At 63.8% G+C, this 23421-nt stretch carries 24 protein-coding genes; 12 read left to right on the forward strand and 12 right to left on the reverse strand.

Going from position 1 to position 23421, the window contains the following annotated elements; all coding sequences use genetic code 11:
• The first annotated feature begins 52 nt into the window (after positions 1-52).
• The 4 genes from metX to ACP7BZ_RS07745 are packed head-to-tail and all read left to right on the forward strand — an operon-like array spanning position 53 to position 3990.
• Positions 53-1207 (forward strand): homoserine O-succinyltransferase MetX, encoded by a 1155-nt coding sequence (gene metX / locus ACP7BZ_RS07730; protein ID WP_426111737.1) that lies wholly within the window; start codon positions 53-55, stop codon positions 1205-1207.
• A complete protein-coding gene (metW, locus tag ACP7BZ_RS07735) occupies positions 1204-1821 on the forward strand; it encodes a methionine biosynthesis protein MetW (protein WP_426111739.1) in 618 nt (205 codons plus the stop codon). Before metX ends, metW begins: the two co-directional genes overlap by 4 nt.
• A 5-nt stretch (positions 1822-1826) precedes the next feature.
• Entirely contained in the window at positions 1827-3074 is a 1248-nt protein-coding gene (locus ACP7BZ_RS07740) for an AmpG family muropeptide MFS transporter (RefSeq protein WP_426111741.1), read from the forward strand.
• Positions 3075-3078: 4 nt separating this feature from the next.
• Positions 3079-3990 (forward strand): RluA family pseudouridine synthase, encoded by a 912-nt coding sequence (locus ACP7BZ_RS07745; protein WP_426111743.1) that lies wholly within the window; start codon positions 3079-3081, stop codon positions 3988-3990.
• 34 nt (positions 3991-4024) lie between these two features.
• On the opposite strand, the gene ACP7BZ_RS07750 is transcribed toward ACP7BZ_RS07745, so the two are convergent.
• From ACP7BZ_RS07750 to ACP7BZ_RS07760, 3 genes are all read right to left on the reverse strand, one after another.
• Positions 4025-4243: a hypothetical protein gene (locus ACP7BZ_RS07750; RefSeq protein WP_426112410.1), complete on the reverse strand. Its 219-nt coding sequence runs from the start codon at positions 4241-4243 to the stop codon at positions 4025-4027.
• A 43-nt stretch (positions 4244-4286) separates the two neighbouring features.
• Positions 4287-4595 (reverse strand): DUF433 domain-containing protein, encoded by a 309-nt coding sequence (locus tag ACP7BZ_RS07755; protein ID WP_426111745.1) that lies wholly within the window; start codon positions 4593-4595, stop codon positions 4287-4289.
• A gap of 296 nt (positions 4596-4891) precedes the next feature.
• Complete coding sequence (locus ACP7BZ_RS07760; protein ID WP_426111747.1) at positions 4892-5677, reverse strand: exodeoxyribonuclease III; 786 nt, start codon at positions 5675-5677, stop codon at positions 4892-4894.
• Positions 5678-5738: 61 nt separating this feature from the next.
• Here ACP7BZ_RS07760 and pyrE point away from each other — a divergent pair, with 61 nt between their 5' ends.
• Complete coding sequence (pyrE, locus tag ACP7BZ_RS07765; protein WP_426111749.1) at positions 5739-6401, forward strand: orotate phosphoribosyltransferase; 663 nt, start codon at positions 5739-5741, stop codon at positions 6399-6401.
• A 40-nt stretch (positions 6402-6441) separates the two neighbouring features.
• Here the strand turns inward: pyrE and gatB are convergent, their stop codons facing one another.
• The 3 genes from gatB to gatC all read right to left on the reverse strand — a co-directional run bounded on the left by gatB (position 6442) and on the right by gatC (position 9830).
• The gene (gene gatB / locus ACP7BZ_RS07770; protein ID WP_426111750.1) at positions 6442-7902 is read right to left on the reverse strand and encodes an Asp-tRNA(Asn)/Glu-tRNA(Gln) amidotransferase subunit GatB; all 1461 of its coding nucleotides are present in this window, start codon (positions 7900-7902) and stop codon (positions 6442-6444) included.
• 61 nt (positions 7903-7963) lie between these two features.
• Positions 7964-9439 (reverse strand): Asp-tRNA(Asn)/Glu-tRNA(Gln) amidotransferase subunit GatA, encoded by a 1476-nt coding sequence (gatA, locus tag ACP7BZ_RS07775; RefSeq protein WP_426112412.1) that lies wholly within the window; start codon positions 9437-9439, stop codon positions 7964-7966.
• A gap of 88 nt (positions 9440-9527) precedes the next feature.
• On the reverse strand, positions 9528-9830 hold the full coding sequence (gene gatC, locus ACP7BZ_RS07780; RefSeq protein WP_426111752.1) for an Asp-tRNA(Asn)/Glu-tRNA(Gln) amidotransferase subunit GatC: 303 nt from the start codon (positions 9828-9830) through the stop codon (positions 9528-9530).
• 330 nt (positions 9831-10160) lie between these two features.
• Here gatC and ACP7BZ_RS07785 point away from each other — a divergent pair, with 330 nt between their 5' ends.
• The 7 genes from ACP7BZ_RS07785 to ACP7BZ_RS07815 all read left to right on the forward strand — a co-directional run bounded on the left by ACP7BZ_RS07785 (position 10161) and on the right by ACP7BZ_RS07815 (position 17769).
• Positions 10161-11204, forward strand: a complete 1044-nt coding sequence (locus ACP7BZ_RS07785) for a rod shape-determining protein (RefSeq protein WP_099915654.1) — start codon at positions 10161-10163, stop codon at positions 11202-11204.
• 115 nt (positions 11205-11319) lie between these two features.
• The gene (gene mreC / locus ACP7BZ_RS07790) at positions 11320-12333 is read left to right on the forward strand and encodes a rod shape-determining protein MreC (protein ID WP_426111755.1); all 1014 of its coding nucleotides are present in this window, start codon (positions 11320-11322) and stop codon (positions 12331-12333) included.
• The gene (gene mreD, locus ACP7BZ_RS07795; RefSeq protein ID WP_426111757.1) at positions 12330-12842 is read left to right on the forward strand and encodes a rod shape-determining protein MreD; all 513 of its coding nucleotides are present in this window, start codon (positions 12330-12332) and stop codon (positions 12840-12842) included. Before mreC ends, mreD begins: the two co-directional genes overlap by 4 nt.
• A gap of 17 nt (positions 12843-12859) precedes the next feature.
• Positions 12860-14836 (forward strand): penicillin-binding protein 2, encoded by a 1977-nt coding sequence (gene mrdA, locus ACP7BZ_RS07800; RefSeq protein WP_426111759.1) that lies wholly within the window; start codon positions 12860-12862, stop codon positions 14834-14836.
• A gap of 1 nt (position 14837) precedes the next feature.
• A complete protein-coding gene (gene rodA, locus ACP7BZ_RS07805; RefSeq protein WP_426111761.1) occupies positions 14838-15953 on the forward strand; it encodes a rod shape-determining protein RodA in 1116 nt (371 codons plus the stop codon).
• Positions 15950-17113 (forward strand): septal ring lytic transglycosylase RlpA family protein, encoded by a 1164-nt coding sequence (locus ACP7BZ_RS07810; RefSeq protein WP_426111763.1) that lies wholly within the window; start codon positions 15950-15952, stop codon positions 17111-17113. Before rodA ends, ACP7BZ_RS07810 begins: the two co-directional genes overlap by 4 nt.
• A gap of 65 nt (positions 17114-17178) precedes the next feature.
• The gene (locus ACP7BZ_RS07815) at positions 17179-17769 is read left to right on the forward strand and encodes a hypothetical protein (RefSeq protein WP_426111765.1); all 591 of its coding nucleotides are present in this window, start codon (positions 17179-17181) and stop codon (positions 17767-17769) included.
• Between the two features lie 53 nt (positions 17770-17822).
• Here the strand turns inward: ACP7BZ_RS07815 and ACP7BZ_RS07820 are convergent, their stop codons facing one another.
• From ACP7BZ_RS07820 to argS, 6 genes are read right to left on the reverse strand one after another with little or no spacing between them, the layout of a single operon-like run.
• Positions 17823-18524 (reverse strand): SPOR domain-containing protein, encoded by a 702-nt coding sequence (locus ACP7BZ_RS07820; RefSeq protein ID WP_426111767.1) that lies wholly within the window; start codon positions 18522-18524, stop codon positions 17823-17825.
• Positions 18525-18527: 3 nt separating this feature from the next.
• On the reverse strand, positions 18528-19274 hold the full coding sequence (locus ACP7BZ_RS07825) for a type III pantothenate kinase (RefSeq protein WP_426111769.1): 747 nt from the start codon (positions 19272-19274) through the stop codon (positions 18528-18530).
• The gene (locus ACP7BZ_RS07830) at positions 19274-20056 is read right to left on the reverse strand and encodes a biotin--[acetyl-CoA-carboxylase] ligase (protein ID WP_426111771.1); all 783 of its coding nucleotides are present in this window, start codon (positions 20054-20056) and stop codon (positions 19274-19276) included. The genes ACP7BZ_RS07825 and ACP7BZ_RS07830 overlap by 1 nt, the downstream gene beginning before the upstream one ends.
• Before the next feature lie 2 nt (positions 20057-20058).
• Positions 20059-20733 carry a thiol:disulfide interchange protein DsbA/DsbL gene (locus ACP7BZ_RS07835; RefSeq protein WP_426111773.1) on the reverse strand — a complete coding sequence of 225 codons (675 nt, stop codon included), beginning with the start codon at positions 20731-20733 and terminating at the stop codon, positions 20059-20061.
• A gap of 9 nt (positions 20734-20742) precedes the next feature.
• A complete protein-coding gene (locus ACP7BZ_RS07840) occupies positions 20743-21435 on the reverse strand; it encodes an SPOR domain-containing protein (protein ID WP_426111775.1) in 693 nt (230 codons plus the stop codon).
• 43 nt (positions 21436-21478) lie between these two features.
• Complete coding sequence (gene argS / locus ACP7BZ_RS07845; protein ID WP_426111777.1) at positions 21479-23203, reverse strand: arginine--tRNA ligase; 1725 nt, start codon at positions 23201-23203, stop codon at positions 21479-21481.
• Between the last annotated feature and the right edge of the window lie 218 nt (positions 23204-23421).

Raw genomic sequence — 23421 nt, forward strand, 5'->3', positions numbered from 1 at the left:
GCGTCCCCCACCCACAACACAGTCAGCAAGCCCACACACAGATTCGAGTCTCATGGCGTCCATTGGAATAGTCTCACCGCAAACGATGTCGTTCGCCGAACCGCTGCGCCTGCAAAGCGGGGCGCAGCTGGCCGATTACACCCTCATGTATGAAACCTACGGTGCCCTCAATGCCGACCGTTCAAACGCCGTGCTGGTCTGCCACGCCCTGAACGCCTCGCACCACGTCGCCGGCATCTACGCCGACGACCCGAAAAAAGTCGGCTGGTGGGACAATATGGTCGGCCCCGGCAAGCCGCTCGATACCGACCGTTTTTTTGTCATCGGCGTCAACAACCTGGGTTCGTGTTTCGGTTCGACGGGGCCGATGGACATCAATCCCGCCACCGCTAAACCGTACGGCGCCGCCTTCCCGGTGGTGACGGTGGAAGACTGGGTGGCGGCGCAGGCGCGCCTGGCCGACCAGCTGGGCATCGAGCAGTTTGCCTGCGTGATGGGCGGCTCGCTCGGCGGCATGCAGGCTCTGGCCTGGTCGATCATGTACCCCAAGCGCCTGGCCAACTGCATGGTAATCGCCTCGACCCCCAAGCTGACGGCGCAAAACATCGCCTTCAACGACGTCGCCCGCCAGGCCATCCTGTCGGACCCCGATTACCATGGCGGCGATTTTTACGAGCATGGCGTGGTGCCGAAAAACGGCCTGCGGGTGGCGCGCATGGTCGGCCACATCACCTACCTGTCGGACGACGACATGGCCGAAAAATTCGGCCGCAAGCTGCGCAATGCGGCCGAATCGAACGAATACAAATTCGACTTCGGCATCGACTTCGAGATCGAGTCTTACCTGCGCTACCAGGGTGACAAGTTCAGCGAATATTTTGACGCCAACACCTACCTGTTGATCACCAAGGCGCTCGACTATTTCGATCCGGCGCTGGCCCACGATGGCAATCTGACGCGCGCGCTCGAAGGCACCGAAGCAGCTTTTTTCATCGCCTCGTTTTCCACCGACTGGCGCTTTTCTCCCGAGCGCTCGCGCGAAATCGTCGAGGCGCTCATTTCCAACCGCCGCCAGGTCACCTATGCCGAAATCGACGCCCCGCACGGCCACGACGCCTTTTTGCTGGAAGACTCCCGCTACATGAATATGGTGCGCGCCTGGTACCAGCGCATCTGGCACGGCGTCAATCAAGGAGCGAGCGCATGAACCTCGACCAGCTGCAAACCGTGCGGCCCGACCTGGCCTTCATCGCCCGCTGGGTCCAGCCCAGCGCCCATGTGCTCGACGTCGGTTGCGGCGACGGCGCCATGATGGGCTTTCTGCAGGCCGACAAGGGCTGCAGCGGCTACGGTATCGAGATCGCTGATGACAAGCTGCTCGAATCGGCCCAGCGCGGCATCAACGTCATCCAGCAAGACATGGAAAAGGGACTCGGCCTGTTCGGCGACAATGCCTTCGACACGGTGCTGTGCCTGCAATCGCTGCAAATGATGCAGCACGTCGAGCCGCTATTGCGCGACATCGTGCGGGTCGGTCATGAGGCGATCGTCTCGTTCCCCAATTTTGCCTACTGGCCGCACCGCGTGGCGCTGCTGCGCGGGCGCATGCCGGTCTCAAAATCGCTGCCTTACCAGTGGTTCGACACCCCCAACGTGCGCTGCGCCACCATCTACGACTTCGAAGAACTGGCGGCCGAATGCGGCCTCGAAGTGCTCGAACGGGTGGCGCTGGCCGCAGACGGCTCGGTGGTGTCGTGGCTGCCGAACCTGCGCGGCAGCCTCGCCGTGTTCAGGCTGCGCAAGAAAGCGCGGCCGCTGTGAGTGCGATGCAAAACGCGCCGTTCGAATGGCGCCACCTGTTCAGCACGCGCATGCTGGCGGTGCTGTTCCTCGGCTTTTCGTCCGGCCTGCCGCTGTTCATCATGCTGTACCTGATGCAGGCGTGGCTGGCCAAGGCCGGGGTCGACGTCAAGGCGCTGGGCCTGTTCGCGCTGGTCGGTTTTCCTTACACCTTCAAATTTTTGTGGGCACCGTTCATGGACCGCTACAGCCTGCCGCTGGGACGGCGGCGCGGCTGGATGGCGGTGACCCAGCTGGCGCTGTTCGGCGTCATCGGCGGCATGGGCGCGCTCGATCCGCGCACACAGCTGCCGCTGATCGTGCTGGCGGCCGGCGTCATGACGTTTTTGTCGGCCAGCCAGGACATCGTCATCGATGCCTATCGCCGCGAAATCCTCATCGATGCCGAGCAGGGCCTGGGCGCCGCGGTCAGCGTCAACGCCTATAAAGCAGCGGGACTGGTGCCCAGCGCGCTCGGTCTGGTGCTGGCCGATACGCTGCCGTGGGCGCTGGTGTTCTGGATCGTCGCTGCCTTCATGCTGCCCGGGTTGATCTGCACCCTGATCGCCCCCGAGCCGACCGTCTACGGCGCGCCGCCACGCAATATGCGCGAAGCGATCATCGAACCGTTCCGCGAATTCGTCAAACGCGACGGCTTCAAGCAGGCGGCCGTGATCCTTGGCTTCATTTTGCTGTATAAAATCGGCGACAGCATGGCCACCGCGCTGGCCACCAAGTTTTATCTCGATATCGGTTTTAGCACCACCCAGATCGGCCTGGCGGCAAATGCCACCGGCCTGTGGGCCAGCCTGGCCGGCGGCGTGGTGGGCGGGCTGTGGATGGTCAAGCTGGGCATTAACCGCGCGCTGTGGGTGTTCGGCGTGCTGCAGGCGGTGGCCATTCTCGGCTTTGCCTGGCTGGCGCAGGTGGGGGCGAACCAGTTCCTGCTGGCCGGCGTGATCGGTTTCGAATCGTTTGCCAGCCTGGGTTTGGGCGCTGCCGCTTTGGTCGCTTTTATTTCGCGCTCGACCGATCCGCGCTATACCGCCACCCAGTACGCGCTGTTTTCCAGCCTGGCCGCGGTGCCGCGCACCTTCATGAATTCGATCACCGGCTTTATCGTCGCCGAAACGGGCTGGTTCGTGTTTTTTATCATCTGCTTCGTGCTGGCCGTTCCTGCCATGCTGATGCTGCCAAAAATCGCGCCGTGGAACGCTGACGCGGCGCGGCACTAGCGCGATGGGCTGGCAAGCAGAAAAAAACGCCTTCGTGCCACTGCCGCTGGTCGCTGGTGTGGCGCCCAGCTATTTGTGGCTGCCGCCCGGACGCTGGGAGAACTTGCTGGCCTTCCTGCTGGCGCAGTTCCCCGCCGTTGATGCCCACTCGTGGCGGCGCCGCATGGCGCGTGGCGAAGTGGTCGATGGCGAGGGCCGGGTGCTGGCAGCGGACAGCGCTTTCCAGCCCGGCATGCGCATCTGGTACTACCGTGAAGTGGAGCGCGAGACCCCGATCCCTTTTGAGGAAACGGTGCTGTTCCAGGATGCGCACCTGGTGGTGGTCGACAAGCCCCATTTTCTGCCGATGACGCCCGCCGGCCGCTTTCTGCGCGAGACCCTGCTGGTGCGCCTGAAAGACAGACTGGGTCTGCCGGCGCTCACGCCCATCCACCGGCTCGACCGCGAGACGGCCGGCGTGGTAGTGTTTTCCAGCGAGCCAAGCTCGCGCGGCGCCTACCAGTCGCTGTTCCAGCAGCGTAGCGTCAGCAAAGTGTACGAGGCGCTGGCGGCGCCTTTGGCGCTCGACTTTCCGTATATTTACCGCAGCCGGATGGTCGACGCCGAACAGTTTTTCGTTATGCGCGAGGTCGAGGGTGCAGCCAATTCCGAGACCATCATCGAACTGATCGAGCGGCGCGGCGCGCACGCCCTGTACCGCCTGCAGCCACACACGGGCCGCAAGCACCAGCTGCGCGTGCACATGGCCTCACTCGGCGCGCCGATTCTCAACGACGCATTTTACCCAGTGGCGCTGCCATGCAAGGGCGACGATTTTTCCGCGCCCCTGCAACTGCTGGCGCGCTCGATCGCGTTCGTCGATCCGCTCAGCGGGCAGCAGCGGGCGTTTTTCAGCCAGCGCCAGTTAATCGCGTGACAATTTGCTGGGGAGACGCTCGGTGCCGTCTGAATCATTGTGGGTCCAGCACGAAGACCGTAAGTCCAGCGTTGTTGATGGCTTCGCGCTCGGCGCCCCGCTGCTTCTTGAACTTGTCGATAGAAATGACACACCACGGACCATTGCCGGCAAGTTCACCGATCCACTCGACGTCAGGTGCATCGCGCGCAAAGCGCTCGCTGAGATGAATGACTGGATCGATGTCCGGAAAGACTTTTGATAACTCCCTGATACCACGCGCTAAATGTGGGAAAGATTGTTGTCAAAGAAAAAATTCAAGCGGCAAGCCTTTCTTCGAACGCAACGGCATCGGCGACCATTCTTGGTGTCAGGTCGTATACCCTTGCCACCATGCCCTTGTCGCGACCTTCCGCGAGGTAAGCGGCGTAGATCGTATCGGTTGGCACGCCGGTGTGCGAGATGATGGGGCTACCAAACCGCAATGCAGGGTCAAGCACAATACTTTTGCGCCGCCCCATGGGAAACCAGCGGACCGCGCCATCAGCGGTGTAATCGATGCTGGCATACAGCGAGGGCTTGATGATGTCCGAAAAAACAAACTGCTTATGCAAAACATCAAGCAAGTGCGGCTCGCCCGTCGCCTGCTCGACCGCTTCCAGGAAAATGCGTTTGCCACAGCGGCGCAGAGTGGACTTGTTTTCCCTTGTAGCTACGCGAGTACCCCAGCAGCCACCTGCGCAAGGCGCGCGGTTCTACACCAACCAGGCGAGCGGCCTGGTTGAGCGAGTAAATACCGGTGCCAAGAATGTCCATGTGCGCGCAATTCTCGGTTGTGAATGAAAAATCCGACGATAAGCCAGACTGCCGGTATGTGCAGGTGCAGTCAAATACGATGCAGTCGCTGGCGTGCTGCTGTAGCTCAGGTGCCAGTCAACACAGGGCGATAGTCAATCACCAGCGGCGCATGATCTGAAAAGCGCTCGTCCTTGTAGACCGCCACCGTGTGCGCCTGCGCCGCGATGGCCGGGGTGGCGACATGGTAATCGATGCGCCAGCCGACGTTCTTGGCGTACGCCTGGCCGCGGTTACTCCACCAGGTGTACTGTTCTTCACGCTTGTCGAGACCCCGGTGGACGTCGACAAAACCGACTTCGTCGAACACCTGCGTCAGCCAGGCCCGCTCTTCCGGCAGAAAGCCCGAGTTTTTGCGGTTGCCCTTGAAGTTTTTCAGGTCGATTTCCTGGTGGGCGATATTCCAGTCGCCGCAGATGACCAGTTCGCGGCCTTCTGCCTTCAAGGCCAGCAGGTGCGGCAGGAACTGCGCCATGAAGCGAAACTTGGCCAGCTGGCGTTCCGGTGACGCTGAACCCGACGGGCAGTACACCGACACAATGCTAACGTCGCCGCAGTCGACGCGCGTGTAGCGGCCCTCGGCGTCGAATTCGTCACTGCCGAAGCCAGTGACGACGGCGTCCGGCTTGACGCGGCTATACACGCCGGTGCCCGAATAGCCTTTTTTGGCAGCATAGTGAAAATGGCCGTGGTAGCCGTGCGGCGTCAGAAATTCCTCGGTCATGTCGTCCTGCTGCGCTTTTAACTCCTGCACGCAGATGAAATCGGCGTCCTGCGTGCCCATCCAGTTGAAAAAACCCTTCTTGTGGGCGGAGCGGATGCCATTGAGATTGGCGGAGATAATTTTGGGCATGGAGGCAGAGGAGGGGCAGCGGGTTTACAATACAGCCACTTATTTTTCGACAGGGGTCATAGTGGACAATTTACGGCAGCAGTTTATCGCGTTTTCGGTCTCGGCGGGCGTGCTGCGCTTCGGCGAGTTCACCACCAAGGCGGGGCGCCAGTCGCCGTATTTTTTTAATGCCGGCCTGTTTCACGAAGGGGCGACCCTGGCCCAGCTGGCGCAGTTCTATGCCCAGACCCTGCTCGATTCCAGCGTCGAATTCGACATGCTGTTCGGTCCCGCCTACAAGGGCATCACCCTGGCCAGCGCCACCGCGGTGGCGCTGGCCGGCAAGGGCCGCAATACCTCGTTCGCCTTCAACCGCAAGGAAGCCAAAGACCATGGCGAAGGCGGCACCATCGTCGGCGCCAAGCTGCAGGGCAAAGTGGTGATCATCGATGATGTCATCTCGGCCGGCACCTCGGTGCGCGAATCGGTGCAGATGATACGCGCCGCCGGCGCCGAGCCGTGCGCGGTGTTGATTGCGCTCGACCGCATGGAGCGCTCGGGGGCGGACGGTGCGTTATCGGCCGGGTCGGCGGTGCAGGCGGTCAGCGAAGAATTCGGGATTCCGGTGATCTCGATTGGCAATCTGGACGATTTGCTGACCTACCTGGGCGAGCAGGGCGGCGATGCCGCGCTGGCGGCCTCGCGCGAAAAAGTAGCGGCCTACCGGGCAAAGTACGGGGTGTGATGCACGGGGACCGGCACCGCAGGTACCAGTCCCCATGCTATCAGGCGCTCAGCTTCTTCTTCAGCAGTTCGGTCAGCTGGGCCGGATTGGCCTTGCCTTTCGATGCTTTCATGGCCTGGCCGATCAGCGCATTGATGGCCGCTTCCTTGCCGGCGCGGTACTGCTCGACCGACTTGGCGTTCGCCGCCAGCACCTCGTCGATGATCGCTTCGAGGGCGCCGCTGTCGGAGATTTGCCGTAAACCCTTCTGGTCGATGATGATGTCGGCAATCGCCGCATCGTTCGATGCGGCTTCCCACATGGCCGCGAAGACTTCCTTGGCAATCTTGTTGGAGATGGTGCCGTCGGCGATCCGCTTGAGCAGCAGCGCCAGTTGCGACGCTTCCACCGGCGACGCGGCAATCTCCACGCCAGCACTGTTTAAGGTCGACGCCACTTCGCCCATCAGCCAGTTGGCCGCCGTCTTGGCATTGCCCTGGCCGGCCTGCGCCACCACCGCTTCGAAATACGCCGCCATCTCGTGCGACGACGTCAAGATGAGGGCGTCGTATTCAGGCAGACCGTAATCGCTGACAAAGCGCGTGCGCATGGCTGCCGGCAGTTCGGGCATGTCGGCGCGCACGCGGGCGATCCACTCGGCCGAGATTTCCAGTGGTGGTAAATCGGGGTCGGGAAAATAGCGGTAATCCTGGGCGTCTTCTTTCGAACGCATCGAACGCGTTTCTTTTTTGTCCGGGTCCCACAGGCGCGTCGCTTGCTGCACCTTGCCGCCGTCTTCGATCAGTTCGATCTGGCGGCGCACTTCGTAGTTGACGGCTTCTTCGATGAAGCGGAAGGAGTTGAGGTTTTTGATCTCGCAACGGGTACCAAATTCGGTCTGGCCGAGCGGGCGCACGGAGACGTTGACGTCGCAGCGGAACGAGCCTTCCTGCATATTACCGTCGCACACACCGAGCCACACCACCAGCGAGTGCAGCGCCTTGGCGTAGGCCACCGCTTCCTGGGCGCTGCGCATTTCCGGCTCGGAGACGATTTCCAGCAGCGGCGTGCCGCAGCGATTGAGGTCGATGCCGGTCATGCCCTGGTAGTCTTCGTGCAGCGACTTGCCAGCGTCTTCTTCAAGGTGGGCGCGGGTCAGGTTGATGGTGCGCGTTTCGAACTTGCCGTCTTTTTCGAAGCCGAAGCTGACCTGGCCGCCGACCACCACCGGGTCTTCGAACTGGCTGATCTGGTAACCCTTGGGCGAATCGGGGTAAAAATAGTTTTTGCGCGCGAAAATCGAGTGCGGCGCGATGGTGGCGCCCACCGCCAGGCCGAAGCGGATGGCCCGCTCGACGGCGCCGCGGTTCATCACCGGCAGCACGCCGGGCAGGGCCAGGTCAACCGGGCTGGCCTGGGTGTTTGGCTCGGCGCCAAAACGGATGGCGCTGCCGCTGAAAATTTTCGAGTTGGTGGTGAGCTGCACGTGGTTCTCAAGACCGATGACGACTTCCCATTGCATGGTATTTCCTCTTTTTTTCTATTTTGTTCTGCTCTGTTTTTATTCTGCCACGGGCGCCGGCTTACACGCCGGCCGGCGCGCGCGCATGCCAGTCGGTGGCCAGCTGGTACTGGTGGGCGATGCCCAGCAGCTTCGCTTCGGCAAAATAATTACCGATGATTTGCAGGCCGACCGGGCGGCTGGCATTTTTCTCTCCCTGGCCAAAGCCGCACGGGACCGACAGGCCGGGCAGACCCGCCAGGCTGGTCGACAGCGTAAAGATGTCGGCCAGGTAGGCCGCTACCGGATCGTCGGTCTTTTCGCCCAGGTCCCAGGCGACGGTGGGCGCCACCGGTCCCATGATGACGTCGCAGCTGTGGCCCAGCACCGCCTGAAAATCTTCGGCGATCAGGCGGCGGATTTTTTGCGCCTTCAGGTAGTAGGCGTCGTAATAGCCGTGGCACAGCACATACGTGCCGACCATGATGCGGCGTTGGACCTCGGCGCCGAAGCCCTCGGCGCGGGTTTTTTTATACATGTCGGCCAGGTCCTTGTACGCGCTGGCGCGGTGGCCATAGCGTACGCCGTCAAAGCGCGACAGGTTCGATGATGCCTCGGCCGGGGCGATGATGTAATAGACGGGGATCGATTGCGCCGTTTTGGGCAGCGAGATATCGACCAGGCTGGCGCCCAGCTTGACGAACTGCGCCAGCGCTGCGCGCACGGCCGCTTCGACGTCAGCGGCCAGCCCGTCACCAAAATACTCTTTCGGTACACCGATGCGCAGACCCGCGAGAGGTGTTGCCAGCTCGCGTGTAAAATCTTCGCGCAGATTGCCCTGGGCCGCCGTCAAGCTGGTCGAATCGCGCTCATCGAAACCGACCATTTCATTTAACAGCATGGCGCAGTCTTCGGCCGTTTGCGCCATCGGGCCGCCCTGGTCGAGCGAGGAGGCAAAGGCGATCATGCCAAAGCGCGAGACGCGGCCGTAAGTCGGCTTGATGCCGGTGACGCCGCAAAAGGCGGCCGGCTGGCGGATCGAGCCGCCGGTGTCCGTGGCGGTGGCGGCCGGCGCCAGGCGGGCGGCAATCGCTGCCGCCGAGCCGCCCGACGAGCCACCTGGCACGGCCTGCAGGTCCCACGGATTTTTCACGGCGCCGAACGCCGAGTTCTGGTTCGACGAGCCCATGGCGAATTCGTCACAATTGAGTTTGCCCAGGGTGACCATGCCGGCAGCAGCAAATTTGTCGACCACGGTGGCATTGAAGGGGCTGACGTAATTGGCCAGCATCTTCGAGCCGGCCGTCGAGCGCCAGCCTTCGGTGACGAAAATATCTTTGTGGGCGATCGGGATGCCCGTCAGCGGGCCGCTGCTGCCCACGGCCAGGCGCGCATCGGCGGCGGCGGCCTGCGCCAGCGACAGCTCGGCATCGATGTGCAAAAAGGCGTTGAGCTCACTGGCCTGGGCGCGCGCCAGGTAGTGGCGGGTCAGTTCGGTGGCCGAGATGTCTTTCGCGTGCAGCATGGTGGAGAGCTGCTTGAGGGTCTTGCTGTGCATGGCGTTCAATTCGGGTCCTGATAAAGCGCCGGGGCGCCCGGTGGCGACAAATGGCGAAGGGATGCCTGACGGCGTAAAAGTTGAAAACTTATTCGATCACTTTCGGCACCAGGTACAAACCGTCGGCGGTGGCCGGCGCCGGCGCCTGGTAGGCCTCGCGGTGGTTCGATTCGGTCACCACGTCGTCGCGCAGGCGCAGCGGCAGATTGCCCAGCACCGCCGCCAGCGGTTGCGACAGCGGCGCCACGCCTTCCGTATCGATGGCCTGCATCTGCTCGGCCAGGGCGAAAATGCCGTTTAGTTCACCCAGCGCGACGGCGGCATGGGCGTCGTCCATATCGAGTTGGGCCAGGTTGGCGATCCGTTTCACATCGGCGAGAGTCAGGGACATAGAAGGTGCACGGCGCGGGCCGCGATAGAGTGATTGGAAAAATGAGAAGAAGTTTATACAACGCTGCCCTAAAAGAAGGCATACAGCCTTGGCAATCCCGTCAGTTGAGGCGTTGCGACACTCTGCAAATGAGGGGGTTTTCAGCGGATAACAGCCAAATTATAAGGTAGAATGGCGGGCTATTGCGTTGCCGCCGCCGTAACCATGCTGCCGCCGCTTTAATGACACCTCGCCCGCCGCCTCGCGCGCCCTCGCGCCCGCGCCCGGAACGAGCGCTTTCCGCAGTTCCCTATCAATGTTTTGCGCATTCGACTGCGCCTCAGGACACACATGTTTGGTTTTTTACGCAGCTATTTTTCCAACGACCTGGCCATCGACCTGGGCACCGCCAACACCCTCATTTATGTGCGCGGCCTCGGTATCGTGCTCGATGAACCTTCGGTAGTGGCGATCCGCCAGGAAGGCGGCCCGAATGGCAAGAAGACGATCCAGGCGGTCGGCAAAGAAGCCAAGCAAATGCTGGGCAAGGTACCTGGCAACATCGAGGCGATCCGCCCGATGAAAGACGGCGTGATCGCCGACTTCACCGTCACCGAGCAAATGCTCAAGCAGTTCATCCGCATGGTGCACGACTCGAAGTTCTTCCGGCCGTCGCCGCGCATCATCATTTGCGTGCCGTGCGGCTCGACCCAGGTCGAGCGGCGCGCCATTCGCGAGTCGGCGCTGGGTGCCGGTGCCTCGCAGGTGTACCTGATTGAAGAACCGATGGCCGCGGCCATTGGCGCCGGCCTGCCAGTGTCCGAAGCGACCGGCTCGATGGTGGTCGACATCGGCGGCGGTACCACCGAAGTGGGCATCATCTCGCTCGGCGGCATGGTGTATAAAGGTTCGGTGCGGGTCGGCGGCGACAAGTTCGACGAAGCCATCGTCAATTACATCCGCCGCAACTACGGCATGCTGATCGGCGAGCAGACCGCTGAAGCGATCAAGAAGGCCATCGGCTCGGCCTTCCCCGGTTCGGAAGTGAAGGAAATGGAAGTCAAGGGCCGCAATCTGTCCGAAGGCATTCCCCGTTCATTCACCATTTCGTCCAACGAGATCCTCGAAGCGCTGACCGACCCGCTCAACAACATCGTCTCGGCCGTCAAAAATGCCCTCGAGCAAACCCCGCCCGAACTGGGCGCCGACATCGCCGAAAAGGGCATGATGCTCACCGGCGGCGGCGCGCTGCTGCGTGACCTCGACCGCCTGCTGATGGAAGAGACGGGCCTGCCGGTGCTGGTGGCGGAAGACCCGCTCACCTGCGTGGTACGCGGCTCGGGCATGGCACTTGAACGCATGGACAAACTCGGCTCGATCTTCTCGTACGAATAAGCCATAGGCCGGGCCGCGCGCCCGGTCGCCGGCCGGGCCATGGTCCAGGGCCAGCCGGCCCACGTTCTACCTGGCAGGGCGCGCGGTTTGCGGCCCTGCGCTTTGCACGGGAATCATGGAATACAGTCCTCCACCGCTGTTCAAGCAAGGCGCGCCCGCACGGGTGAAGGTGACGGTGTTCGCATGCATTTCAGTGGCACTGCTGTTTCTCGACGCCCGCGTGCACATGCTTGACATGGTGCGCCAGGGCGCTGCCACCGTACTCTATCCGCTGCAGATGCTGGCGCTGGTGCCGCGCGATGCCAGCGCCAATATGGGCAGCTATTTTTCCACCCTGGCGTCGCTGCAAAAGCAGCTGCAGGAACTGCGCCACCAGCAGGTAAGTACTGCCCAGCAGCTCCAGCAGGCCCAGCTTCAGATCGCCGAGAACGTCCAACTGCGCAAACTGATGGGCGCGCGCGAGCACCTGCCGGTCAAGTCGATGATGAGCGAGATCCTGTACGACGCCCGCGATCCGGCCAGCCGCAAGGTGGTGCTCGACCGTGGCCTGCGCCAGGGGGTCGCCCTCGGCATGCCGGTGATCGACAATGCCGGCGTGGTCGGCCAGGTCACGCGGGTGTTTCCGTTCACCTCTGAGGTGACGCTGTTGACCGACCGCGAACAGGCCATTCCCGTCCAGGTTCTCAGAAATGGCCTGCGCAGCGTGGCCTATGGCCGCGGCCACTCGGGCGTGCTCGATCTGCGCTTCATGGCGCCGAACGCCGACATCGTCGTCGGCGACGTCCTGATCACTTCCGGCATGGACGGCGTCTATCCGGCCGGTCTGGCGGTGGCCCGGGTGATCCAGGTCGAGAGCAATGCCGGCGGCGTGTTCGGCCGCGTGGTGTGCCAGCCGCTCGCTGGCATCGACCGCAACCGCCAGCTCCTGATCCTGATGGAGGCGCCCGAGGTGCTGGCACGCCCACCGCTCGAAGCGCCCAAGGTGGCCGGCAAAAAAGCGGCGCTGCCGAAAATGACGCCGCTCGAGAACGTGGCGCCGCTGCCACCGAAGGAAGTGCCGGCGCTGCCAGCGGTCCCGGTCCCCGCTGTGCCACCTGCCGCCGTTGCCACCGCACCGAAAGCGCCATGAATCGTCCCCATTACATCCTGCAGCCGGTCAGTCCCCTGTTCATCGGCGTGAGCCTGCTGGCGGCCTTCATGCTCAACCTGCTGCCATGGGGGCACTGGGTCGGCGTGCCCGATTTTGTCGCGCTGGTGCTGGTATTCTGGGGTATCCACCAGCCGCGCAAGGTCGGCATCGGCATCGCCTTTTTCATGGGGCTGATGATGGACGTCCACGATTCGACCCTGCTGGGCGAAAACGCACTGGCCTATACGCTGCTGTCGTACCTGGCCATCATGATTCACCGCCGCGTGCTGTGGTTCCCCGTACTGACCCAGGCGCTGCATGTGTTCCCGCTGCTGCTGGCGACCCAGTTCGTGCAGCTGGTGGTGCGCTTTATCGTCTCGAACAAGTTCCCCGGCTGGGAGCAGCTGGTCGAGAGCGTGATTGCGGTCGCCCTGTGGCCCATCATCACCTGGATGCTGCTGGCGCCACAACGTCGCGCGGTCGACCGCGATCACACCCGGCCGATTTGACCGGCCCTTTGCCCCCTATGACTGAAATTAAAGACAACGACCGCGAAATTCACCTGTTCCGGATGCGCCTGACGGCGGTCGTGCTGTTCGTGTTTGTCTGTTTTGGCCTGCTGGTGGCGCGCTTCGTCTGGCTGCAGGTCATCAACCACAGTAAATACATGGCGCAGGCCGAGGAAAACCGCATTGCGGTGGTGCCGGTGGTACCCAACCGTGGCCTGATCCTCGACCGCAACGGCGTGGTTTTGGCACGCAATTATTCGGCTTACACGCTGGAGATCACGCCATCGAAGCTTGAGGCCAGTCTCGAATCGGTGATCGATGAGCTGGCGCGGCTGATCGAAATCGAGCCGAAAGACCGCAAACGTTTTAAGCGCCTGCTGGAAGAGTCGAAGTCGTTTACCGGCGTGCCGCTGCGCACCCGCCTGACCGACGATGAAGTGGCGCGCTTTTCCGCCCAGCGCTTCCGCTTTCCCGGCGTCGAAGTGCAGGCGCGCCTGTTTCGCCAGTATCCGCTGGGCGAAGTGGCCTCGCACGTGATCGGCTATATCGGCCGCATCAACACCAGCGAGGCCAGTGCCATCGAAGGGCTTGATGATGCTGCCAACTACAACGGCACCGACCATATCGGCAAGGAAGGCCTGGAAAAAAGCTACGAGCGCCAGCTGCACGGTCAGACCGGTTACGAGCAGGTCGAGCGCTCGGCCGGCGGCCGCGCCATCCGCACCCTGTCGCGCACGGCGGCGGTGCCGGGTGCGAACCTGATCCTGTCGATCGACATCGAACTGCAAAAGGTGATCGAAGAAGCGTTCGGCGACTTCCGCGGTGCCCTGGTGGCGATCGAACCGGAGACCGGCGACGTCCTCGCCTACGTCTCGCGTCCCGGTTTCGATCCCAACCTGTTCGTCGACGGTATCGACAGCGCCAGCTGGAACGAACTCAATACCTCGCTCGACCGGCCGTTGATGAACCGGCCGCTGTCGGGCACCTATCCGCCCGGCTCGACCTTCAAGCCGTACATGGCGCTGGCGGCGCTCGAACTGGGCCTGCGCCGTCCCGAACAGGGCTTCAACGATCCCGGCTTTTTCATGCTGGGCGGGCACCGCTTCAACGACGACAAAAAGGGCGGCCACGGTTATATCGATATGTATCGCTCGATCGTCGCGTCGTGCGACACCTATTACTACCAGCTCGGTAACGAAATGGGCATCGACCGCCTGCACGACTTCATGAAGCCGTTCGGCTTCGGTCAGATCACCGGTATCGATCTTGAACACGAAAAAATCGGCGTGCTGCCGTCGCAGGAATGGAAGCGCGAGCGCTTCCGAAAGGCCAAGCAGACCAGCAAGTGGGTCGGTGGCGACACCATCTCGATCAGCATCGGCAATGGCTACAACACGTATACGCCGATTCAGATGGCCCATGCCATCGCCACCCTGGCCAACAATGGCGTGGTGATGAAGCCGCACCTGGTGAAGATCATCGAAGACGGCGGCACCCGCGCGCGCGCGCTGACGGTGGCGAAAAGCAGCGGCCGCATCCCGCTCAAGCAAGAGAACATCGACATCATCAAGCGTGCCATGGTGGGGGTGATCACCGACCAGAGCGGCACCGGCTTCATCCCCTTCCGCAATGCCGGCTACACGGTCGGCGGCAAGACCGGCACGGCGCAGGTGGTGGGACTGCGTGGCGGTAAATACAATGCTGCCGCCACCCCCGAGCGCCTGCGCGACAATGCCCTGTTCACCGCCTTCGCGCCGGCCGACAAGCCGCGCATTGCGATTGCCGTGGTGGTGGAAAACGCCGGCTTCGGCGCCGCCATCGCTGCCCCCATCGTGCGCAAGGCGCTCGATTTTTATTTGCTGGGCAAACGCCCCGGCGACAAGACGCGCGTACCGGTGCCGCAAGAAGATCCGGCGGTGCTGCCGGTGGACTCGCCGGCCGGCGTGCCGAGCGACTTCCAGCCGGGCGGCGAGACGCCGGGGAACAAGGAATAATATGAGCGCTTTCCAGGAACGCCGTTCGCTGTGGCGCCGCACACGCCATTACTTCACCGTATTCGACGGTCCGCTGGCCATCATCCTGTTCCTGCTGCTGTCGACGGGATTACTGACCCTGAGTTCGGCCGGCATGGATTTCCCCGGCCGCGTCGAAGGGCAGGTGCGCAACATCGTGCTGGCCTTCGTCGTCATGTGGGTGGCGGCCAATGTGCCGCCGCAGACGCTGATGCGCTTTGCCGTGCCCATTTATACCTTTGGCGTGGCGCTGCTGCTGGCGGTATTCATGTTCGGCGTGATCAAGAAGGGCGCGCGCCGCTGGCTGCACATCGGCTTCGACATTCAACCGTCGGAGATCATGAAGATCGCCATGCCGCTGATGCTGGCCTGGTTTTTTCAGCAGCGCTCGGGCATGCTGCGCTGGCATTCCTTCGTGCTAGCGGCGGTGCTGGTGATGATCCCCGTCGGCCTGATCATGAAGCAGCCCGACCTTGGCACCGCGCTGCTGGTGCTGGCCTCGGGCTTTTACGTGATTTTCCTGGCCGGACTGTCGTGGAAGGCACTGCTTGGACTGGTGGCGGCGGCTGGCGCCAGCCTGCCGGTGGCGTGGTCGGTGATGCACGATTACCAGCGCGAGCGCGTGATGACGCTGATCGATCCCACCTCCGACCCGCTCGGCAAGGGCTTTCACATCATCCAGTCGACGATTGCCATCGGTTCCGGCGGCGTGCTGGGCAAGGGGTATCACAAGGGTACCCAGGCCTACCTCGAATTCATCCCCGAGCGCACCACCGACTTTATCTTTTCGGTGTTCGCCGAAGAGTACGGGCTGGTCGGCATCCTGTTCCTGCAGTTTCTCTACCTGTTGCTCATTGGCCGCGGCCTGATGATCGCCGCCAATGCGCCGACCCTGTTCACCCGCCTGCTGGCCGGTGCCATCACCATGATTTTTTTCACCTACGCCTTCGTCAACATGGGCATGGTCAGCGGCATTTTGCCGGTGGTTGGCGTACCGCTGCCGTTCATGAGCTATGGCGGCACCGCGCTGTGCACGCTGGGCCTGGGCGCCGGCATCCTGATGAGTATTCAGCACAACCGCAAGCTGGTGCAAACATGAGCCGCGCGCTGCCGCCCGTAGCGGCCATCATCGGCGTCGTCGCGCTGGTATTGAGTGGCTGCGCCAGCGATGGCCGTATCAAGATGGCGCCGGTGGCGGCGCCGGCGACGCCGTCGGCGCGCCACCCGGCGCTCGATCCGCGCCTGCCGGTGATGCCGTCGGCCGGCTCCGGCCGCGGCGGCTACTATCTGGACGACGGCCCTGGCGACAATCCGCCGCCGGGCCTGTACGACGTCCCCGACCCCATCGTCAAGAGCGAGCTGCCGTCGCGCTATGGCAACCGGCCTTACGTGGTGTTCGGTAAGACCTACACGCCGCTGGGCGTCGACAGCACGTTCAGTCAGCGCGGCGTGGCCAGCTGGTATGGCAAAAAATTTCATGGCCAGCGCACCTCGTCGGGCGAACCGTACGATATGTACCAGATGTCGGCAGCCCATCCGACCCTGCCGATTCCCTCGTATGCGCGGGTGACCAGCCTGGAGACGGGCAAATCGGTGGTGGTGCGGGTCAATGACCGCGGCCCCTTCCATTCGAGCCGCATCATCGACGTGTCGTACACGGCGGCCCTGAAACTGGGCTTGCTGGGCAAGGGCAGCCACGAAGTGCAGGTGGAACGCCTGCTGCCAGATGATCCGGCGCGGCGCGCCAGCACGCGCCGCAATGCGCCGGAACCGGAAGCGCTGGCGACCATGCCGCGCCAGCCGAGCAGCGTGCAGGTGGCGGCATTCGGCGAGGCGGCGCCATCGACGCTGGTGTCGGCGCCGGTGGCGATGGCGCAAGTGCAGACGATGGCGCCGGCCGTGGTGAGCAGCGGTAGCGCTGGCAGCACCGGTAGCAGCAGTAGCACCAGTAGCACCAGTAGCATCAGTAGCACCAGTAGCACCAGTAGTGCTGCCGGCACTGGCAGCGCCGCCGACGGTTTTTACCTGCAGCTGGGCGCCTTCAGCCAGGCGGCGAATGCCGCCGAAGCGCGCGCCCGCGTGCTCGCCACCGGCGTCGTCAGCGTGGTCGACATTGTCCAGGCGGGCGCCTTGCACCGCCTGTTTGGCGGCCCGTTTGCCAGCCGCGAAGAGGCGCAGAAGGCTGCCGCCGCGCTGCCGGCCGGGCTGGCAGTGAAGGCGCTGGTGGTACGCCGCACCAGCACGGCACCGGTCAACTGAACATCTGCCGACACATCGCTTGGCGGCAGATCCGCAATCCATCCGCAATCCATCAGGAGTCTGTTTTGAAAAAACTGTTTTTGCAGGTAACGCTCATCCTTGCCAGCAGTCTGGCGCTCAGTTCTGCGGCCAGCGCCGCCAGTGCCTTGCAGGCGGTGGCCACGGGTGCGCTGACCTATGGCGGCGATGACTGGCAGGTGGCCAAAACGGCCAGTGGCGCCCCGGTTCGCATCCACGGCGGTGGCCGTTTTGAAGCGGGCGGCGGCGTCGCCTGGCATGCGACCGACTATCCAGTGATGGCCACGCTGGTGGCAAGCTACCAGTTCGATCCCCGTGCCGGCAGCAACGCCCATGCCCGCTTCACGCGGGTGCCGCTCGATGCGATGGTCTATTACACCGGCATGGAAACGCTGCGCTTTGGCGTTGGCCTCGGCTATATTTTGTCGCCGACGGTGAAGGCCACCATCGATGGCAGCGACCAGACCATCAAGTTCAATAACGCCACCGGGAAATCCTTCGAAATCGGCTATCAGGTGGCGCCGCAGCTGTGGGCCAACCTGCGCCTGACGTCGGAAAAATTCACCCCCAAGTCACGGCCGGCGGCGCAGGATGCTTCGGTGTCGCACCTGGCGGTCAATCTGTCGTACCTGTTTTGAGGGCGCGCTGAGCGCAGCGGTCAGCAACGATCTTGGATGATCCTTGGCGAGGCTTATTTGCAGGCCTTGTTGGCCACATCCTGAAAACTGCCCGCCAGTTCAGCGATGCGGTCGCGCTCAACGGTGTCGATGTCCCGGAACTGGAACGCCAGCCGCGCCGGCACGCCGCCGCGTGGCAAAATGCGGGCGCTGTGCACGCCCTGTTTGACCAGGGTGGCCAGCAGCGTTTGCGCCAGCGTCTCTGATTTGAACACGCCCAGCGAGATGGCGTTTTTCATGGGCGAGGCGTCATTCATGATGAAATAATCGCTGACCCCCAGACTTTTTAGCTCGCTCGCCTTGCGCTCGGCCGCTTCCTTGTTCGCCTGCGCTGGAATGTAGACGATATAACTGGTGGGGTCGGCGCTTTCAAGGGCGAAGCGCTTGACATGCTGGCCCAGCTTGAGCGCCGCCAGCCGGTTTTCAAAGCGGCGCCCTTCGGCGGCGCCGAAGCTGCCCACTTCGATGCAGGCGATGGTCGTTGCTGGCGCTGGTGCAGGCTCGGGCGCTGGCGCGGTGCTCTCGGCGGGCGCCGTCGCCGCCGCCGTCACTGGCGCCGCGGTTGCCGCCGGCAGCAGCCGCAAGGCACCCCGATTGAGCTGGTTTTGCAGCCGCGCCGGCTCGTGTTCTTCGCCGCCGTAGCCAAGCAGGCCCTGGCTGTAGGCCAGCAGCGCCGCATTTAGTGCGAGCAAAAACCAGAGGGCGAATTTAAGCACGGTCTATTCTTTCGAAAGCGAGGCTGCGTGCAGGCCAAGCAGCACGATATTGTCGATCAGTTGGTAGGGCAGTCGCAGGGCCGGGGCGACGTAGGGGGCTGCACCGCCCGACAGCAGGCAGCAATCGGCCTGCAACAGCGCCACCGCCCGTTCGATGGCGCCAGCCTGGGCGCCGATGCAGCCGGCCACGATGGCGTCATCGGTGTTGTCGGCAAAGCCGCTCGGCATGGCGCGGTTTTCTGCCACTTGCGGCAGCTGCGCCGTATTGCGCGCCAGTGAACTGGCCATCAGGCCCAGCCCCGGCACGATCATACCGCCGATGAAGACGCCGTCGGCGTTGACGGCATCGATGGTGGTGGCGGTACCACAGGTGGCGATGATGACGGCGCGTCCGGGGTACAGGGTGTGCGCGCCGATGGCGGCGGCGAAACGGTCGCTGCCCAGCTGGGCCGGGTTGCGGTAGCCGTTGCGCAGGCCGGCGCAGGCTGGCAGCGAGACGAAGGCATCGAGCGCGATGGCGGGGGCGAACTGCTGCAATTGCGCGGTGACGGCGGCACCGATGGCGGCGCCGGCGACGTTCGACATCAGCGCGCGCAGCGCTTGCAGGCCGCTGGCGCGCCAGCATGCGGCCAGGGTGGCCAGCTCGGCGTGGAGGACGGCGCCGTGCGCCAGCCAGACACCTGCTTCGGCGTCAGTGCGCGCAAACGCCCACTTGACGCGGGTATTGCCGCAATCGATCAGCAGCAGCATCAGCGCACATCCAGTCGCAGCGAGACGTCGCCGGCGGAAATGGCCACGCGGCCGTCGGCGGTGTCGAGCAGCAGGCGACCGCTGTCGTCGACGCCGGCCGCCACACCCTGCTGCAAGGTGGCGCCATGGTCGACGATGCGCACCGGCTGGCCAGCCCACGCATGGTATTGATTCCAGCGCGCCGCAAAGGGCGCAAAACCGTGCAGCTCGAAGGCCGACAAGGCCTCCACCAGGGCGTCGAGCAGCGCGGCCATCAGGGTGTTGCGGTCCATGCGCGCCAGCCATGGGGCGGCGGCGACTGCGCGGCCGATCTGCTGCTCGAGCGCGGCCGGCACCAGCAAATTGAGACCGATGCCGATCACCGCCAGCGTGGCGCCGGCGGTGCTCTGCGTTTCAATCAGCATGCCGGCGAGCTTGCCGTCGTCTTTTAGAACGTCGTTCGGCCATTTGAGCTGCACCGGCACGTCGAGGCGGGCGAGAGCCTCGGCCACCGCCACGCCGACCGCCAGTGGCAAGCCGGCCAGGCGCTGGGCGCCACCGCTAAAGCGCCAGGCCAGCGAAAAGGTGAGGGCGTCGCCCGGCGCTGCCAGCCAGCTGCGGCCGGCGCGGCCGCGGCCAGCCGTCTGGTGTTCGGCGATCAGCAGCGCGGGCAGGGCGCCAGCCATAGCGCGCGCCATCAGGTCGGCGTTGGTCGATCCCGTCTCCTGCACCACCTCGATGTGGACGGCGCTGCTGGTGGCGCGCTGGGCGGCGATCGCCGGGGCGGACAGGCGCGCACCCATGTTTATTTCTTCTCTGTTTTCGCTTTGGTGATCAGAAAATCCATCACCCGCAGGGCGCCCAGCTGCATCTGGTCTTCCGATTGCAGGCTGGGGTCACCTTCGCTCGCTTGCGCGGGCGAGGTCATGAAGCGGCCATCGACCGCCACCATCGGCCACTGGTCGATACGGTAGGCCGCCATCATGGCGTTGGCGCGACGCAGCTTGGCCTGCACGCCGAATGAATTCCACGCATCGATAAATTTGGCGCGATCGATGCCGGCCTGCTGGGCCCAGTCGAAAGCGGCGCTGTCAGTGGCCAGGCGGTTGCGTTCGACGTGCATGGCGTCGAACACTTTCTGGTTGTTTTGTTCGAGGGTGCCGAGCGCTTCGAGGGTATAAAAAATGCGCTGCTGGATGGCGACCGGGCCGCCACCGGAGACGTGCACGCGGCGGAACACGATGTTGGCGGCGTTCTTCTTGACCCATGCCTGCAGCGGCGCTTCGAAGCGCGCGCAGTGCGGGCAGTAGTAAGCAAAAAACTCGGTTACTTCGATTTTGCCGGCGGCGTCCGTGTTTTGCGCTTCAGGCAGGGTGACATAGTCGGCGCCGTTCTTGAAATCGGCGGCGCCGGCCGACAGTGGCAGCAGGCTGGCCAGGGTCAGCATGGCGGCGCCTAGCAGATGAGGAAATAAGCGCATGGTCAGTCCTTAACGTTGGTTGCGTACGATGGCGACGTCGACACCGGCGTCGATCAGTTTGGCGCGTGCCTTGTTCATCGCTTCGACCTGGCCGTACGGGCCCACGCGCACGCGGTGCAGCACGCCGGCGTCGCTGGTGCGGTCGGAAATGGCCGCTTCAAAACCGAGCAGGGCCAGCTTGGCGCGGGTGCTTTCGGCGTCGCTCATTTCACGGAAGGCTCCGGCCTGCAGGAAGTAGGTGACCTTGCTGTCGTCCTGGGCATCGGCACGGGCGGCGGCCACGCGCGCCAGTTCGTGGTCAGCGGCGAGCGCTGCCCTGGATGGTTTGGCGTCGGCCGGGTCTTTCAGGCCGGCGATGACCTTGCCCAGCGGGTCCGCCTCGGCGGCGGCCGGCGCCGGCGCCGGCGCTGGCGCAGGGGTAACTTGTGGCGCGGCCTTGGGCTTGTCGGCGAACTGCTTGTTGGCCTCGCGCAGCGATTCCTTGTTGCCGTACATCGGCTTGTTGGGATCGCTCACCTGGCCGGGGGCGACGTCCAGCCGCGCCGGCTTGGCCTGCTTGTCGGTGAATGGCGTGGCTCCCTTGGTGATGGCGAGGGCGACGGCGACGGCAATCGCCAGGCCGATGATCAGACCGATGATCAGGCCGGTGAGGGTGGAGCCTTGCTGGCGCGCCGGTGGCGCGGCGATGGGTGCAATTCGCATGGGTGCCTTGACTGGGGTTAGGGTACGCGCGGACGCGGACTGTTTACATCTGCTCCGGCGCCGACACGCCGATCATCGCCAGGCCGTTGCGCAGCACCTGGCGCGTGGCCACCACCAGCGCCAGCCGCGCGCGCTTGATGTGCTCGTCGTCGACCAGTACTTTTTCGGCGAAATAAAAGCTGTGCAGATTCGCTGCCAGCTCGCGCAGATAAAACGCCACCTGGTGCGGGCTCAGTTCAAGCTGCGCGCGCGCGAGCATGTCGGGGTAGTCGGCCAGCGTTGCCAGCAGCGCCGTCTCGCTCGGTGCCGTCAATGGCGACAGGTCGGCGTCGACCAGCGTCGCTTCGTTCGCACCCGGTTCGGCGCTGTGCCAGTTGGCCAGCATCTTGCAGATACGTGCGTGCGCATACTGCACATACAGCACCGGGTTTTCGTCGCCTTCTTTCAGGGCGACGTCGACGTCGAAGGTGAATTCGGTGTCGGCCTTGCGCGAGATGAGGAAGAAGCGCACGGCGTCGCGGCCGCGGGCGATGTCGCCATTGCCGGACCACTCGATCAGGTCGCGCACCGTGACGTAAGAGCCGGCGCGCTTGGAGATCTTGACTTCTTCGCCGTCTTTCATGACGGTGACCATCTTGTGCAGCACATAGTCGGGATAGCCCTGCGGGATACCCATGCCGACTGCCTGCAGGCCGCCACGCACGCGGGCGATGGTGCCGTGGTGGTCGCTGCCCTGGACGTTGATGGCCTGGCTGAAGCCGCGCTGGAACTTGTTGACGTGGTAGGCGACGTCGGGCAAAAAGTAGGTGTAGGTGCCGTCGGACTTGCGCATCACGCGGTCCTTGTCGTCGCCGTAGTCGGTGCTGCGCAGCCACAGGGCGCCGCCATCTTCGAAGGTTTTGCCGGAGGCGATCAGGGCGGCGACGGTCTGCTCGACCTTGCCATCCTTGTACAGCGACGACTCGAGAAAATAATTGTCGAACTTGACGCCGAAGGCTTGCAGATCGATGTCCTGTTCGTTCCTCAGGTAGGTGACGGCAAACGCGCGGATCGATTCGAGGTCGTCGATGTCGCCGCTGGCGGTGACGGCGGCGCTGTCGCTGCAGGCGACCGTTTTGCCGGCCTTGAAGTCGGCGGCGATGTCGGCGATGTAGTCGCCGTTGTAGGCCGACTCGGGCCAGCCGGCGTCGCCTGGGCTAAAGCCTTTCAGGCGCGCCTGCACCGAATTGGCCAGGGTCTGGATTTGCACGCCGGCGTCGTTGTAATAAAACTCGCGGGTGACCTCGTAGCCCTGCGCGCTAAACAGCGAAGCCATGGCGTCGCCCAGCGCCGCCTGGCGGCCGTGGCCCACGTGCAGGGGGCCGGTCGGGTTGGCCGAGACGAATTCGATATTGACTTGCTGGCCGGCGCCGGCGTCGCTGCGGCCGTACTGTTCGCCCTGTTCGATGATGCTGCGCACCACCGCCTGCTTGGCGCTGGCGGCCACGCGCAGGTTGATAAAGCCGGGGCCGGCGACGTCGGCCGACTCGACCAGGCCGGCGGCGGCCGGGTTGGCCAGCACGGCGGCGACGATGTCGGCGGCCAGCTGGCGCGGGTTCATTTTCAGCTGCTTGGCCAGCTGCATGGCGATATTGCAGGCGGCGTCGCCGTGCGACGGGTCGCGCGGGCGCTCGAGCACCACGGTCGGGGTGGGGCCGCTGCCGGCAGTGACGGCAGCGAGGGCGGCCTGGATCAGGGCGACAATGGCATTTTTTTGTTGGGCGAGCATGGGCAAACAATCGGTCAGGGTGAGTCAGGGAACAGCGGCGACGCCGCTGTCAGCGCCAGCGTTGGAGCGGCGCACAAAACAACCCCATTATACTGGTTTGGCGGTGTGCATTTGTGTTGCCTAATATAAAACAGAGGAGGCGTGCTGCCCAATAAAACGCCTGTTTTGCGCGGCCGCCGTGGCAGACCCGGTAAAATGGCGCCTTTCTTCCCGCACGC

It is taken from the genome of Massilia sp. PWRC2 (genome assembly GCF_049896725.1).
Lineage (GTDB): Bacteria > Pseudomonadota > Gammaproteobacteria > Burkholderiales > Burkholderiaceae_D > JAFCUW01.